Raw genomic sequence first — 13,073 nt, forward strand, 5'->3', positions numbered from 1 at the left:
TGACCCCCGCTGGTTCACACGGCTACTACGCAGTTTACCGACGTAACGGCGTCCTCACCGGATGTGTGTCAGAGCGTCCCAGACGTTCTCGGCCTCGGTGACGGAGAACCCGGGGGCGAAGCTGGTGGTCCGCAGGGACTCCCGGACCGGCACGACCTCGCCCCGGCGGCCGCGCGGGGCCGGGTCGAGGCGGGGCGGCGTGACGGCCTCCATCGAGCCGGCCGGGACCAGGGCGCGGGTGAACCCCAGCCGGGCGGCCTCGGCGAGCCGGCGGCGGACGTCGCGGACCGGGCGCAGCTCCCCGGCCAGGCCGACCTCGCCCATGGCGATCAAGCCCTGGGGGAGCGGGTTGTCCCCGGCGGCGCTGACGACCGAGAGCATCAGGGCCAGGTCGACGGCCGGGTCGGTGAGGCGGATGCCGCCGACGGTGGCGGTGAAGACGTCGCAGCGGCCGATCTTGGCGTTGAGGCGGCGCTCCATGACGGCCAGGACCATCGCGACGCGGTAGGAGTCGAGGCCAGAGGAGGTGCGGCGGGGCTGCGGGGCCTCGGTGGGGCCGACGAGGGCCTGGAGCTCGGCGGGGATCGGGCGGGTGCCCTCGATCGTGACGGTCACGCAGGTGCCGGGGACCGGCTCGGGATGGCGGGAGACGAACAGGCCGCTGGGGTCGGTGATCCCGGTGATGCCCTTCTCGTGGAGGTCGAAGCAGCCGACCTCCTCGATCGGGCCGAACCTGTTCTTGATCGCCCGGACCATGCGCAGCCGCGAGTTGCGGTCGCCCTCGAAGTGGAGGACGACGTCGACGAGGTGTTCCAGCACGCGCGGCCCGGCGATCGAGCCGTCTTTGGTGACGTGGCCGACCAGGACGGTCGCCATGCCGCGCTCCTTGGCCAGCCGGACCAGGTTCCCGGCCACCTCGCGGACCTGGGTCACCCCGCCCGGCACGCCGGTCGCGTCGGCGGAGCCGATCGTCTGGACCGAGTCGACGATCAGGAGCCGGGGGTTGACCTTCTCGACGTGGGTGACGAGCGCGCCCAGGTCGGTCTCGGCCGCCAGGTAGAGGTTGTCGACGACGGCGCCGATGCGGTCGGCCCGCATGCGCACCTGGGAGGCGGACTCCTCACCCGTGACGTAGAGGACGGTCTCCTGGCGGCCCGCGTGGGCGGCGGCCTCCAGCAGCAGCGTCGACTTGCCGATGCCCGGCTCCCCGGCCAGCAGCACCACCGCCCCCGGCACCAGCCCTCCGCCGAGCACCCGGTCGAGCTCGCCGACCCCGGTCGGCCTGGCGTGGGCGACCTCGGCCTTGACCTGGCCGATCGGCACCGCCGGAGACGTGATCGCGCCGGCTTTCACCTCGGTGACCCCGGCCCGGACCCCGGCCTCCTCGACCGTGCCCCAAGCCTGGCACTCCCCGCAGCGGCCGACCCACTTGACGCTCAGCCAGCCGCATTCACCGCACCGATAGGACACCTTGGTCGCTTTAGCCACGCCCCGCAGGCTACCGGCGCTCCCCGACAGATCGAGGGCTCAGAAGAATCGCCATCTCAGGATGTTGGGGTAGGCGATCTCCAGGCCCTCGGTCTCGCGGATGGCCGCCCTGGCGACCGTGGGGGCGAACTCGATCTTCAGGACCGCTTCCAGGTCGGCCCGGCGTTCGAAGACCATCCGCAGGTCGAGCTCCTGCCGCGACCACCCTTGGCGGGCCCAGAACGCCTCGACCGCCGCCGGTGAGTAGGTCGGCGGCACGGTCGCAGAGAACCACCGGCCGAAGGAGCCCCGGGTCGCGTCGAGGTCGACGACGAAGGCCGCGCCGCCCTTGCGCACCACCCGGGACAGCTCCGCCAGGCCGGGTTCGCAGCCCGGCCCGAAGAAGTAGGCCCAGCGGGCCATCGCCACGTCGACGGAGGAGTCGGGCAGCGGGATCGCCTGGGCCGTGGCGGTGTGAATGGTCACATTCCCCTGTCGGGCGCAGCGCTTGCGGGCCAGGGCGGCCAGGTCGCCGTGGGGTTCGACGCCGATCACGGTGGCGGCCTCGGCGGCCAGGGCGGGCAGGTGGTAGCCCGTGCCGCAGCCGATGTCCAGGACCGTCGCCCCTGCCCAGGGGCGCAGGGCCCGCATCGCGGTCTCCACGTGGCGGTCGGGGTCGACGGCGTGGTTCTCCAGCTCGTACACCTGCGGGGTGTTCCAGATGTTGGGGCTGGGCACGGCGCCCTTGACGATGCTGGCCATGACGCAACCCTAGGTTCGCCTCGACCGGACACACGCCCGCTTAGGCTGGCATGGTGAGCAAGAGTCGTGGCGAGCGTACATATATCGGAAGGAGCGAGGTCGTCCGGGTGCCGAATGCGAAGATCGCATTGTCGACCGCATCGGTCTATCCCGAGCGAACCCCCGACGCCTTCGAGCTCGCGGCACGCCTGGGATACGACGGCGTCGAGATCATGGTCGGGCAGGATCCGGTCAGTCAGGACGTCGACGTTCTCCAGCGTCTCCGCGACCACTACGAGCTGCCCGTCCTCGCGATCCACGCGCCCTGTCTGCTGGTCACCCAGCGCGTGTGGGGCAAGGACCCGTGGCTCAAGCTGCGCAAGGCCCAGGACGCCGCCGAGCGGCTGGGCGCCCAGACCGTCGTGGTGCATCCCCCGTTCCGCTGGCAGCGTGACTACGCCCGTGACTTCGAGATCGGGCTGGCCCGCATGCGCGACGAGACCGACGTGACCTTCGCGGTCGAGAACATGTTCCCCCTCCGGGCCCGGGGCAACGAGGTCGTGCCCTACTCGCCCGACTGGAACCCCCTCGACTACGACTTCCCCCACGTCACCCTCGACCTGTCCCACACGGCGGTCTCCGGCTCCGACGCGATGGAGATGGCCACCAAGCTGGGCGACCGGCTGGCCCACCTCCACCTGGCCGACGGCATCGGCACCACCAACAAGGACGAACACCTCGTTCCGGGACGAGGCAACCAGCCTTGCGCTCCCATGCTGGAGCGGCTGGCCAACGCGGGCTATGGTGGGCTGATCGTGCTGGAGATCAACACGCGGAGGGCGGCGACCCGCAGCGAGCGGATCGACGACCTGGCCGAGGCGCTGGCCTTCGCCCGGCTCAACTTCGCCGCCTCGTCCGCGAGGAAATGAGCGCAACAACCCCATGAGTCACCTGGTCTTCGACGCGCCCAGGGTGGCCGAGGCGTACGACGCGGCCCGTCCGGAATACCCCGTCGCGCTGTATGACGCTCTGTCCGAACTGTCCGGAAGCTCGCTCGACGGGGCCGTCGTGGTCGACGTCGGGGCCGGGACCGGCATCTCCTCCAGGGGGATGATGCACCGGGGCGCCCGGGTGGTGGCCGCCGACCTGGCCGGACACATGCTGGCCTACCACGACGGCGCGGCGGTGCTGGCCGACGGCAACGTGCTGCCCTTTCGCGACGGCTCGGCCGACCTGGTGACGTACGCCCAGGCGTGGCACTGGCTCCATCCGGAGACCTCCATCGGCGAGGCCATCCGGGTCACCCGGCGAGCCGTCGCCGGCTGGTGGAACTCGGTCGACACCGCCAAGGCCGACTGGCTGGCGGCGTGTCAGATCAGGCTGTCGGGCGTGCCGGGCTACACCGGGCCCGAGGGGCGGGACCTGCCGGCCATCGCGCGGGCCATGGCGGCGGCCGGGCTCGACGTCCGCGAGCGGTGGGTCTACTGGACCCGCCACGTCGCGATCGACGTCTTCCTGACCAACCTGCGCTCCCACTCCTACATGGCCAGGCTCGACCCGGTTCAGGCCGACGAGCTGATCGAGCGTGAACGCACCGAGTTCCTGCGCGCGTTCCCCGGTGGTGATCTTGTCGTGCCGATGCGCGTTTACCTCGCGGTCGGCCGGAAAGAGCCCGCCGAATGACGGAACAGCGGCGCAGGCCTGGAAGACGTCCCGGATCGCTGGACACCCGGGGCGAGATCATCACGGCGGCCCGGGGGGTCTTCGCGGAGAAGGGGTTCGACAAGGCGACCGTGCGCGGCATCGCCCGTGAGGCGGGTGTCGATCCGGCCCTGGTCCACCACTACTTCGACACCAAAGAGGGCCTGTTCGTCGCGGCGATGCAGTTTCCGGTCGAGCCGAGCGTGGCGGTGCCCATGATCCTGGCCGGCCCCCGGGAGGAGCTGGGGGAGCGGCTGATCCGGTTCATCCTGACGGTCGCCTCCGACGAGGACCGGCGGGCGCCGATCATCGCGATGATCAGGTCGGCGATGTCGAACGAGCAGGCGGCCACGATGGTGCGGGAGTTCCTCGGGGAGGCGGTGCTCCAGCGGCTCGCCCAGGGGCTGGGCATCGATCCGATCAGGGTCGAGGCGGCGTTCGGGCAGATGATCGGCGTGGTGATGCTGCGGTATATCGTCAAGATCGAGCCCATCGCGTCGGCTTCGCCGGATGAGCTGGTCGCCCTGCTCGCGCCCACGTTGCAACGCTATGTCGACCCCTGACGGAGCGCCTTCTAGAGGTTTGTTCTAGGGTCTGATTATGGTGACCACGATGGCGATGAGGAGGCCCCAATGTTGCTGGTCTGCATAATCGGGCTGCTGATGACGGCGCTCACGATCGCGGTGGTGGCCAGGCGGGTGGGTTTCCTTTATCGGCTCGCCACCGTCGGCCAGCCGGCGCCCGAGCGCATCGAATACGCCCGCGCGAACATCGGGGCCGAGATAAAGGCCCAGCTCGTCGAGGTGTTCGGGCAGAAGAAGCTGCTCAAGTGGACGCCGTCGGGCATTGCCCACTTCTTTGTCATGTGGGCGTTTTTCATTCTTTTGACCGTTTACGTGGAAGCCTATGGCGCGATGATCCAGGGCGCGATCACCGGGCGGCCCGACTTCCACATCCCGCTGATCGGCCGCTGGCCGGTGCTGGGCTTCCTGCAGGACTTCATCGCCCTGGCGGCGCTGCTCGGCCTGGTCGCCTTCGCGGTGATCCGGATCAGGAACGCGCCCTCGAAGCTCGGCCGCGACTCCCGGTTCTCCGGGTCCCACCTGGGCGGCGCGTGGCTGATCCTCTTCATGATCTTCAACATCATCTGGTCGCTGTTCCTGTTCCGGGGCGCGGCGATCAACACCGGCAACTTCCCCTACCAGTCGGGGGCCTTCGTCTCCGAGCTGGTGGCGCGGGTCCTGCCGACCTCCTCGCTGCTGGAGGAGATCGCGCTGCTGCTGCACATCGCCCTGATGCTGGTGTTCGCGGTGATCGTGGTGAACAGCAAGCACCTGCACATCTTCACCGCCCCGCTCAACGTGCTGTTCTCGCGGCGGCCCGACGGCCTGGGCGCGGCCCAGGAGATGCGCAGCGGCGGCAAGGTGCTCGACTTCGAGGAGGCCGACCCGGAGACCGACGTCTTCGGCCGGGGCAAGATCGAGGAGACCACCTGGAAGGGCTTCCTCGACTTCTACACCTGCACCGAGTGCGGCCGCTGCCAGTCGCAGTGCCCCGCCTGGAACACCGAGAAGCCGCTGTCGCCCAAGATGCTCATCCTCGACCAGCGTGACCACGCCTTCGCGGTCGCGCCCTACCTGCTGATGAGCGAGGAGCAGCGCGCCCACGCCGGTCAGGACGTGCTGGCCCTGCTGGACAAGCCGCTGGTCGGCGAGGAGGGCGTGATCCACCCCGACGTGCTCTGGTCGTGCACCAACTGCGGCGCGTGCGTCGAGCAGTGCCCGGTCGACATCGAGCACATCGACCACATCCTCGACATGCGCCGCTACCAGGTCATGATCGAGTCGAACTTCCCGTCCGAGGCCGGCGTCATGCTGAAGAACCTCGAGAACAAGGGCAACCCGTGGGGCCTGCCCGAGATGAAGCGCGCCGACTGGATCGAGGAGCTCGACTTCGAGGTCGAGATCGTCGACGACAAGATGCCCGAAGACACCGAATACCTCTTCTGGGTCGGCTGCGCGGGCGCTCTGGAGGACCGGGCGAAGAAGACCACCAAGGCGGTCGCCGAGCTGCTGCACATCGCGGGCGTGAAGTTCGCGGTGCTCGGCCCGATGGAGGCCTGCTCGGGCGACCCGGCCCGCCGCCTGGGCATGGAGTTCCTGTTCAACATGCTGGCCCAGCAGAACATCGAGACGCTCAAGGAGGCCGGGGTCACGAAGATCGTGGCCACCTGTCCTCACTGCTTCAACACCCTGGCCAACGAATATCCGCAGCTGGGCGGGCATTTCGAGGTCGTACACCACACGCAGTTGCTGTCTCATCTGGTCGACACCGGGAAGCTGACCCCGATCACGCCGATCGAGGAGAAGATCACCTACCACGACCCGTGCTTCCTCGGGCGGCACAACAAGGTCTACTCGCAGCCGCGCGACATCATGGCCAAGGTCCCCGGCGTCACCACGCAGGAGATGCACCGCCACAAGGACCGCGGGTTCTGCTGCGGCGCCGGCGGCGCGCGCATGTGGATGGAGGAGCGGATCGGCAAGCGCATCAACACCGAGCGGGTGGACGAGGCGCTCACCACCGACCCCGACACGGTCTCCACCGCCTGCCCCTTCTGCCTCGTGATGCTCGGCGACGCGATCAACGAGAAGAAGAACTCCGGGAAGGCCAAGGAGACGCTGGAAGTGGTCGACGTGGCCCAGCTGCTGATCAAATCGGTCAAGGGGCAGACCCTTCCGGGCTGACTCGGCCGTTGATCGGTTGTCGAATCCGCTGGTCATGGCCACATGCGCGCCACCTCGTTCTCCACATAACGGGAGAATCACGGTAACCTCAACGTTGGCTCAATCAACGGGGAGGGGGCTGAACGGTGGGTGTGGTCGTCACTGACGCGGAAGTAACTCTTGCCGACGTGCTCTCCCTGCGGATGGCGATCGACCATCCGCTGGGGACGGGCACACATCTGGTGCTCCGGCACCGCGGCACCGGTTCGGAACGGAAGGTACGGCTCGGCACCCCGGGCCGTCCCACGACAGACGCCACCGTCGCCGTCTCGCTGGCGGGGCTGAAGCTGACCCCCGGCCGCTGGGACGCCTACCTTCAGCAGAGCGGCCCGCGCACCCGCATGCAGAGCGTCGACCCGGGCTTCTCGCTCGACCGCCTCGACGCCTACGCGCTGGGCCGCCGGACCATGTCCTACCGCGCCTACCGCACCCGCAACGGCTTCCTGGCCATCAAGATCGCCGAGGCCGAGCCGGTCGCCGACGTGCGGGCGGTCTGGTTCCGCGAGGGCCGGTTCGAGGTGACCGGGCTGCTGGCGTACACCGGGCTGGGAGACGACGACCAGCACCACCGCGCCCGCCTCTCGCTGAGGCACAGCGACGCCACCGTCACCGCGATTGCCACGGTCCAAGGCGTCCGGTTCCACGCCGCCCTGTCCCTGTGCGACGTGCTGGCGGCCACCCCCGACTCCGAAGGGGTGTGGGAGCCCTCCCTCGAAGTCGACGGGGTCGAGGGGCCGATGGCCCTCGGCGCGCTGCTCGACGACGTGGAGGGCAAGCGCCGCCGCGTCCACTATCCGGCCACGAAGATCGACGGCGTTCCGATCAAGCCGAGCTTCTCCCCTGCCGACCATCTCCGTCTCGAGGTGGGCGCGGCGTGAGGATCACGTTCCTGGTGCCGTCCGCGTATGGCATGCGTGGCGACATCCGGGCGACGCTCAACCTGGCCGCCGCGCTGGCGAGCGGTCACCACGTCGAGATCGTCAGCGTCAAGCGCACCAGGGACACGCCGTTCTTCCCGATCGACCCCACGATCCGGCTGCGCTGGCTGGTCGACGCCCGCCCCGGGCGGCACCTGCTGCCGCGCGGCCAGGTCAGGACCGAGGTCGCCCTCTGGCGGGCGCTGCGGGCGCTCCGCTCCGAGGTGCTGATCACCGCGCGGCCGGCGCTCAGCGTGCAGTCGGCGCGGTACGCCCCCCGCGAGGTCGTCAAGATCGCCCGCGAGTGGACCCGCCCGGCCGTGCCGGCGCCCGTCCAGCGTTACTACCCGCGCCTCGACGCCGTGGTGACCAGCACCGACACCGGCCGCGCCGAGTGGACCCGGCTGCTCGACGACGAGCTCAGCGTGCACATGATCCCCGACCCGCTGCCGAAGGGCCCGTGGCCGAGGTCGCGGATGGACAACCGGATCGTCAGCGCCGGGGGCCGGTGGGTGCCCGACAAGGCCTTCGACCGGCTGATCAGGGCCTTCTCGATGGTCGCCGACAAGCGTCCCGACTGGCGGCTGCGCCTCTACGGCGGCGGCTCGGAGGAGAAGCGGCTGCGCGCGCTGGTCGCCGAGCTGAGCCTGCACAACCACGTCTACTTCATGGGCACCACCCCCGACCTGCCCGGCGAGTTCGCCAAGGCGTCGATCGTGGCGGTCACCTCGCGGCGTGAGGTGCTCGGCATGGCCGTGAACGAGGCGCTGAGCTGTGGAGTGCCCATCGTGGGCTTCGACGGGCCCAAGGGGGTGGCCCAGTTCGTCCGGCCGGGGCTCGACAGCGTGCTGGTCGGCGAGGGGACCGGGGAGATCGAGGCCTACGCCGGCGCGCTGCTCTCGCTGGTCGACGACGAGCGCAAACGGATGACGCTGGCCGCCGGGGCGCTCGAATCGGCCGCGCAGCGCACCGCCCCCGCCATCGCCGCGCGCTGGCAGGATCTCATGTACGGCTTGCGCTCCCGCGCGTGATCCCCGTGGAATAGCAGATCCCGAGCTCCCCGTTTTCGGAAGCCCGGGACCGTGATCTTCGTCTTCAGCGACTCGCCGAAGTCCGCAACCCGAGCGCGTTGTCGAGCTCCTCCAAGGTCAGTCGGTCATCCGTGAAGTTGACGGCCTCCAGAACCTCGGCGTAGAGCGCGATTTCGTCCAACGCGACACGGTCATGGACCCGCAAGTCCAAGTCGTCGTGCCCCACCGCGTCGTCCTTCCTTCCGCAGCCCACACCCTCTTCGAGGTTACGTCCGCGTCGGTTTCGGCGACATGGCCCATCGGGACCATTCCCGCCGTCGGACCCCCCTCGACTAACCATTTCCCGGTTACCGCCATCACAATTCGGTCAATGTCGCAGGGTAGGTGGTACTTGATTGCTAAAGGATGATTTGTCGCTCTTTGCGGGGTAAGCGGGATGTGGCGGTCAGGAGTGGTACAACCACTCTGAGGTGATCTCCGAGACGGGCCTTCCGGGCATCCGCAACGGCGAAGGAACAGTGTCATCACGTTCGTGAATCAACTTCCCAGAGACGGCTGAAGCCGACGGGAATCCTCTTTCCGGCGCCGGTCTGCCGATCATGGCAGACCATGCCAGACCTGTGGCGTAGGCCGCGCCCAGCAGGATCGAGCCGGCCTCCCGGCCGGGCGGGGTGAGCACGTCGGGAAGCCTGGCGTCGACGGGCCAGAGGGCCCTCAGCGGGTGGGCCGAATCGTCAAGGGCTTGACGGGCGGCCCGGCGGACCTCGTCGTCGAGGAGGGGGAACACATCTGTCACCTCGGCGTCAGCCACCGTTGACAGGTCACACGCGAGGAGGCTCGCGGCGGCCATGCGCGGGTCGACGCCGCGCCCGGCGGTGTAGCCCAGTGCCTCGGCCAGGTCGTAGAAGGTGTGCTGGAAGTGGTCCTTCGGGGCGGTCTCGTGGATGGTCGTACTGGTCAGATGGGGTGGCAACCGGTGCAGCCAATGTCTGGCCAGGTCGGTCTGGCCATGGTCGAGCCAGGGCTGCCTGAGCAGGGGCTCGACCATCACCGTGAGGGCCTGGGCGCGGGGGCGGAAGCGCGGGTCGTCGCTCAGCACGGTCGCGACCTCCGCCGCCAGCCCGGCCAGGCGCAGGGCCGTCTCGTGGGCCCCGGCGGCGAGCCGTTCCCGGTACGGCTCCAGGAGGGTCTCCAGCCGCACCCCCGGCAGCCACCTGACCCAGTCGTCGCCCGGCAGCGGCTTGCCCAGGAACTCGCCGAACATGGTCAGCAGGTGTTCGTTGCCGTCGAAGGCCGGCGCGTAGGCGCACCACATGATCACGGCCCACACCATCGCGACGGGCGAGGTGACCTCGGGGGCGAACAGGTCTTTCAGCGGGCCGGGGCCGAGCGGGAAGTCCTCCTGGCCCAGCCCCCGGTGGGCGCTCAGGATCGCCCTGATGCGCTCGGTCACCTCGGGCAGCACGTCGGGCCCCACGAACCCCTGCGTCGACCCCCGGTCGGCCGCGAAGTCGGGCCCCTGCGGCACCAGCCACCACGGGATGGCGGGATTCACCCGTACACAGGTGTCGCGCATTGCGGGGTCGGCGGGCGGCGGCGACAGCATCCACTGGCCGTCGGCGTCGCGCCGGTACCACCGCGCGCCCAGCCCGAAGATCCAGCACGAGCCGTCGCGGGCCGCCAGGCCCCGGCGGGCGAGCGCCTCCGCGCGCACCTCCATGCGGCGGAGCGACCACTGCGGGTCGGCCACCATCGCGCGGACATCCTGTTCCACGGCTCCGAAACCGTCCACCTGCACGAGGGCCATGCTAGAACACATGAAACTTTCACCCCATTGAGCTGGATAAATGGCTCTGAGCTGGGGGACTCGCGACACAGCCTCTTGGCATGTCCGCTGTTGTTCCACTTCGATGGTCTTCGTGACGGAGACCCAGCAGGCCAAAAGCGACGCGGACCAGCCGGAAAACGCTCCCAAGAGCCGATGGGAGCGGTTCGTCCAACCCGGTGACGGCACGGCCCTGGGCATCTGGTTCTTCTGGCACGTGGCGACCTACATCTACATGGTCCTGGCCGCCCCCGGCCGGACCGAGGCGCCGCTGCTCGACCGGCTGACGCCGTGGGACGCGGAGAACTTCATCACGATCGCCCAATACGGCTACGCGGGCTCGCCGGGGATGACCGACGCGCCCAAGCTGGTGGCGTTCTTCCCCGGGCTGCCGCTGCTGCTGCGCGATCTCCACTGGCTGGTGCCCAACTACGACGTGCTGATCGTGCTGGTGTCGTTCGTCGGGAGCGCGGTCGTCGCCGTGGCGCTGTCGCGGCTGGGGAACTCCTACAAGGAAGGGGCCGGGACCTGGACGGTCCTGGCGTTCTTCCTGTCGCCGTTCGCGGTGTTCATGTGGGCGGGCTACTCCGAGGCGCCGTTCCTGGCCCTGGCGATCCCGGCCTGGCTGCTGGCCCGCAGGGGACGCTGGGAGTGGGCGGCGGTCTGCGCGGCGTTCGCCTCGTCGATCCGCATCTCCGGGCTGTTCCTCGCGCTGGGCCTCGCGGTGATGTTCCTGGTGGCCGAGAACGGATTCCGGGCCAACTGGCGGAAGCTGCCGTGGCTGGCGGTGCCGGGGCTGCCGGTGGTGGCGTACATGATCTTCCTGAAGGTCACCGTCGGCGAGTGGATGGCCTGGAACTCCGCGCAGGCCCAATATTGGGGGCGTTACCCCGAGGACCCCATTCAGGCGCTGGTCAACACGTGGAACCGCTCTCTGGAGGAGAGCGTGCTCCAGACCTCCTACCGCGAGGAGATCCTGGCCGCGTTCGTGCTGGTGGCCCTCATCCTCTGGCAGCTGTTCCGGCGGCAGTGGGCCGATTTCGCCTATCTGTTGCCGCAAGCTGTCGCGTTGCTGGCCATGTCGTCGTTCTACATGTCGGTCGGCCGGGCATCGTTGCTGTGGTGGCCGCTCTTCATCGGCATCGGCATCGCCGCCGTCCGCAACAGGTGGACGTTCATGGCGTATGTCGCCGTGGCGGCTCCGGTGATGATGATCAATGTCGGAAACTTCACCACGGGGGCTTGGGTTGGCTGAGGTATTCGCTCTGGACGACGACCTGCCGTCGATCGACCCGACGGCCTGGATCGCGCCGGGCGCGGTCGTGGCCGGCCGCGTCCGCGTCGGCACGCAGGCCAACGTCTGGTACGGCAGCGTGCTGCGGGGGGACGACGAGTCGATCGAGGTCGGCGCGCAGTGCAACGTGCAGGACCTGTGCTGCCTGCACGCCGACCCCGGGTTCCCGACGGTCCTCGAACCGAGGGTCAGCGTGGGGCACAAGGCCGTCGTCCACGGCGCCTATGTGGAGACGGGCGCCCTGATCGGCATCGGCGCGATCGTGCTGAACGGCGCCCACATCGGCGCGGGCACCCTGGTGGCGGCGGGCGCGCTGGTGACTCCGGGCAAGAAGTTCCCGGGCGGGGTGCTGCTGGCCGGAGCCCCCGCGAAGATCATCCGGGACCTCGACGAGGACGACATCGCGACCTTCGCCGAGACCCCCGACCGCTACATGGACAAGGCCCGCCGCCACGCACGCGCCCGGCGCTGGTGAACTGACTACCGGGTGACGCGGTCGGCCGCGGTGACGAGGTCGGCGGCGGCGTCCGCGTGGGAGACCAGGACCAGGTGCGAGGCGCCCTTGATCTCGCTGGTGTGCGCCCCGGCGCGCTTGGCCATGAACTTCTGGGCCGCCGGCGGGATGGCCTGGTCGGCGCCCGACACGAGGTACCACGACGGGATCTTCTTCCACGCCGCCGTCGTGGCCTTGGCGTCGAGCGCGGCGTAGGAGACCGGACGCTGGGTCGCGGCGATCAGGGCGGTCTCGCGGGCGGGCAGGTCGGCGGCCACGGCGGCGCGGAACTTGGCGGGGTCGACGTAGACGTCGGTGCCGCCCGGGTAGTCGCGGGTGAGCAGGCTGGTGGGCAGCTGGCTGCCCGGGAACTTGCCGGTGAGGTCGAGCGCCGACTCGCCCACCTCGGGGACGTACCCGGCGATGTAGACCAGCGCCTTGACGTTGGCGTGACCGGCGGCGGCCTGGCTGATGACCGAACCGCCGTAGGAGTGGCCCACCAGGATGACCGGCCCCGGCACCGTGGAGATGACGCTCGACACGTAGTCGGAGTCACCCTTGAGGTCGCGGAGGGGATTGGCGGGCGCGATCACCGGATAGCCGTCAGCCTGGAGCTTGGCGATGACCTTGGTCCAGCTCGACGCGTCGGCGAACGCGCCGTGGACCAGGATGACGGTGGGCTTGGCGGGCTTGGCCGCGTGGTGCCCCGTCGTGGCGGAAGCGGGCGTGGCCATGGCGGGGACCATCGCGGCGAGCGCGACGGCGGCCAGCAGCAGCTTTTTGGGCATGACGATCTCCAAACAGGATGAAGGGTTCTG

Annotated in this window: 13 protein-coding genes; 8 read left to right on the forward strand and 5 right to left on the reverse strand. The window is 69.5% G+C overall.

What is annotated here, in order from left to right; genetic code table 11:
* Positions 1-54: 54 nt before the first annotated feature.
* Positions 55-1,488, reverse strand: coding sequence for a DNA repair protein RadA (gene radA / locus AW270_RS05520; RefSeq protein WP_061291244.1), 1,434 nt, complete (start codon positions 1,486-1,488; stop codon positions 55-57).
* Between the two features lie 39 nt (positions 1,489-1,527).
* The gene (locus tag AW270_RS05525) at positions 1,528-2,229 is read right to left on the reverse strand and encodes a class I SAM-dependent methyltransferase (RefSeq protein ID WP_061291246.1); all 702 of its coding nucleotides are present in this window, start codon (positions 2,227-2,229) and stop codon (positions 1,528-1,530) included.
* Between the two features lie 53 nt (positions 2,230-2,282).
* Between AW270_RS05525 and AW270_RS05530 the strand changes: the two genes are divergently transcribed.
* The 6 genes from AW270_RS05530 (at position 2,283) to AW270_RS05555 (ending at position 8,643) form a co-directional block, all read left to right on the forward strand.
* A complete protein-coding gene (locus AW270_RS05530) occupies positions 2,283-3,137 on the forward strand; it encodes a sugar phosphate isomerase/epimerase family protein (RefSeq protein WP_245674572.1) in 855 nt (284 codons plus the stop codon).
* A 13-nt stretch (positions 3,138-3,150) separates the two neighbouring features.
* Positions 3,151-3,891 carry a class I SAM-dependent methyltransferase gene (locus AW270_RS05535; protein WP_061291250.1) on the forward strand — a complete coding sequence of 247 codons (741 nt, stop codon included), beginning with the start codon at positions 3,151-3,153 and terminating at the stop codon, positions 3,889-3,891.
* Entirely contained in the window at positions 3,888-4,472 is a 585-nt protein-coding gene (locus AW270_RS05540; RefSeq protein ID WP_061291252.1) for a TetR/AcrR family transcriptional regulator, read from the forward strand. The genes AW270_RS05535 and AW270_RS05540 overlap by 4 nt, the downstream gene beginning before the upstream one ends.
* A gap of 69 nt (positions 4,473-4,541) precedes the next feature.
* On the forward strand, positions 4,542-6,656 hold the full coding sequence (locus AW270_RS05545) for a (Fe-S)-binding protein (RefSeq protein WP_061291254.1): 2,115 nt from the start codon (positions 4,542-4,544) through the stop codon (positions 6,654-6,656).
* A 131-nt stretch (positions 6,657-6,787) separates the two neighbouring features.
* A complete protein-coding gene (locus AW270_RS05550; RefSeq protein ID WP_245674573.1) occupies positions 6,788-7,573 on the forward strand; it encodes a hypothetical protein in 786 nt (261 codons plus the stop codon).
* The gene (locus AW270_RS05555) at positions 7,570-8,643 is read left to right on the forward strand and encodes a glycosyltransferase (protein ID WP_061291258.1); all 1,074 of its coding nucleotides are present in this window, start codon (positions 7,570-7,572) and stop codon (positions 8,641-8,643) included. Before AW270_RS05550 ends, AW270_RS05555 begins: the two co-directional genes overlap by 4 nt.
* Before the next feature lie 64 nt (positions 8,644-8,707).
* On the opposite strand, the gene AW270_RS39435 is transcribed toward AW270_RS05555, so the two are convergent.
* Both AW270_RS39435 and AW270_RS05560 read right to left on the reverse strand, forming a co-directional pair.
* Positions 8,708-8,869: a hypothetical protein gene (locus AW270_RS39435; RefSeq protein ID WP_169807253.1), complete on the reverse strand. Its 162-nt coding sequence runs from the start codon at positions 8,867-8,869 to the stop codon at positions 8,708-8,710.
* A gap of 219 nt (positions 8,870-9,088) precedes the next feature.
* Positions 9,089-10,450 carry a hypothetical protein gene (locus AW270_RS05560; RefSeq protein WP_063819097.1) on the reverse strand — a complete coding sequence of 454 codons (1,362 nt, stop codon included), beginning with the start codon at positions 10,448-10,450 and terminating at the stop codon, positions 9,089-9,091.
* A gap of 112 nt (positions 10,451-10,562) precedes the next feature.
* On the opposite strand from AW270_RS05560, the gene AW270_RS05565 reads away from it, so the two are divergent.
* Together AW270_RS05565 and AW270_RS05570 are read left to right on the forward strand one after the other, a co-directional pair.
* Positions 10,563-11,723 carry a mannosyltransferase family protein gene (locus AW270_RS05565; protein ID WP_169807254.1) on the forward strand — a complete coding sequence of 387 codons (1,161 nt, stop codon included), beginning with the start codon at positions 10,563-10,565 and terminating at the stop codon, positions 11,721-11,723.
* The gene (locus tag AW270_RS05570; protein ID WP_061291262.1) at positions 11,686-12,237 is read left to right on the forward strand and encodes a gamma carbonic anhydrase family protein; all 552 of its coding nucleotides are present in this window, start codon (positions 11,686-11,688) and stop codon (positions 12,235-12,237) included. The genes AW270_RS05565 and AW270_RS05570 overlap by 38 nt, the downstream gene beginning before the upstream one ends.
* Before the next feature lie 5 nt (positions 12,238-12,242).
* On the opposite strand, the gene AW270_RS05575 is transcribed toward AW270_RS05570, so the two are convergent.
* Positions 12,243-13,043: an alpha/beta fold hydrolase gene (locus tag AW270_RS05575; protein WP_061291264.1), complete on the reverse strand. Its 801-nt coding sequence runs from the start codon at positions 13,041-13,043 to the stop codon at positions 12,243-12,245.
* Positions 13,044-13,073: the final 30 nt, after the last annotated feature.

This window comes from Herbidospora cretacea, from assembly GCF_001570605.1.
Taxonomy (GTDB): Bacteria; Actinomycetota; Actinomycetes; order Streptosporangiales; family Streptosporangiaceae; genus Herbidospora; species Herbidospora cretacea.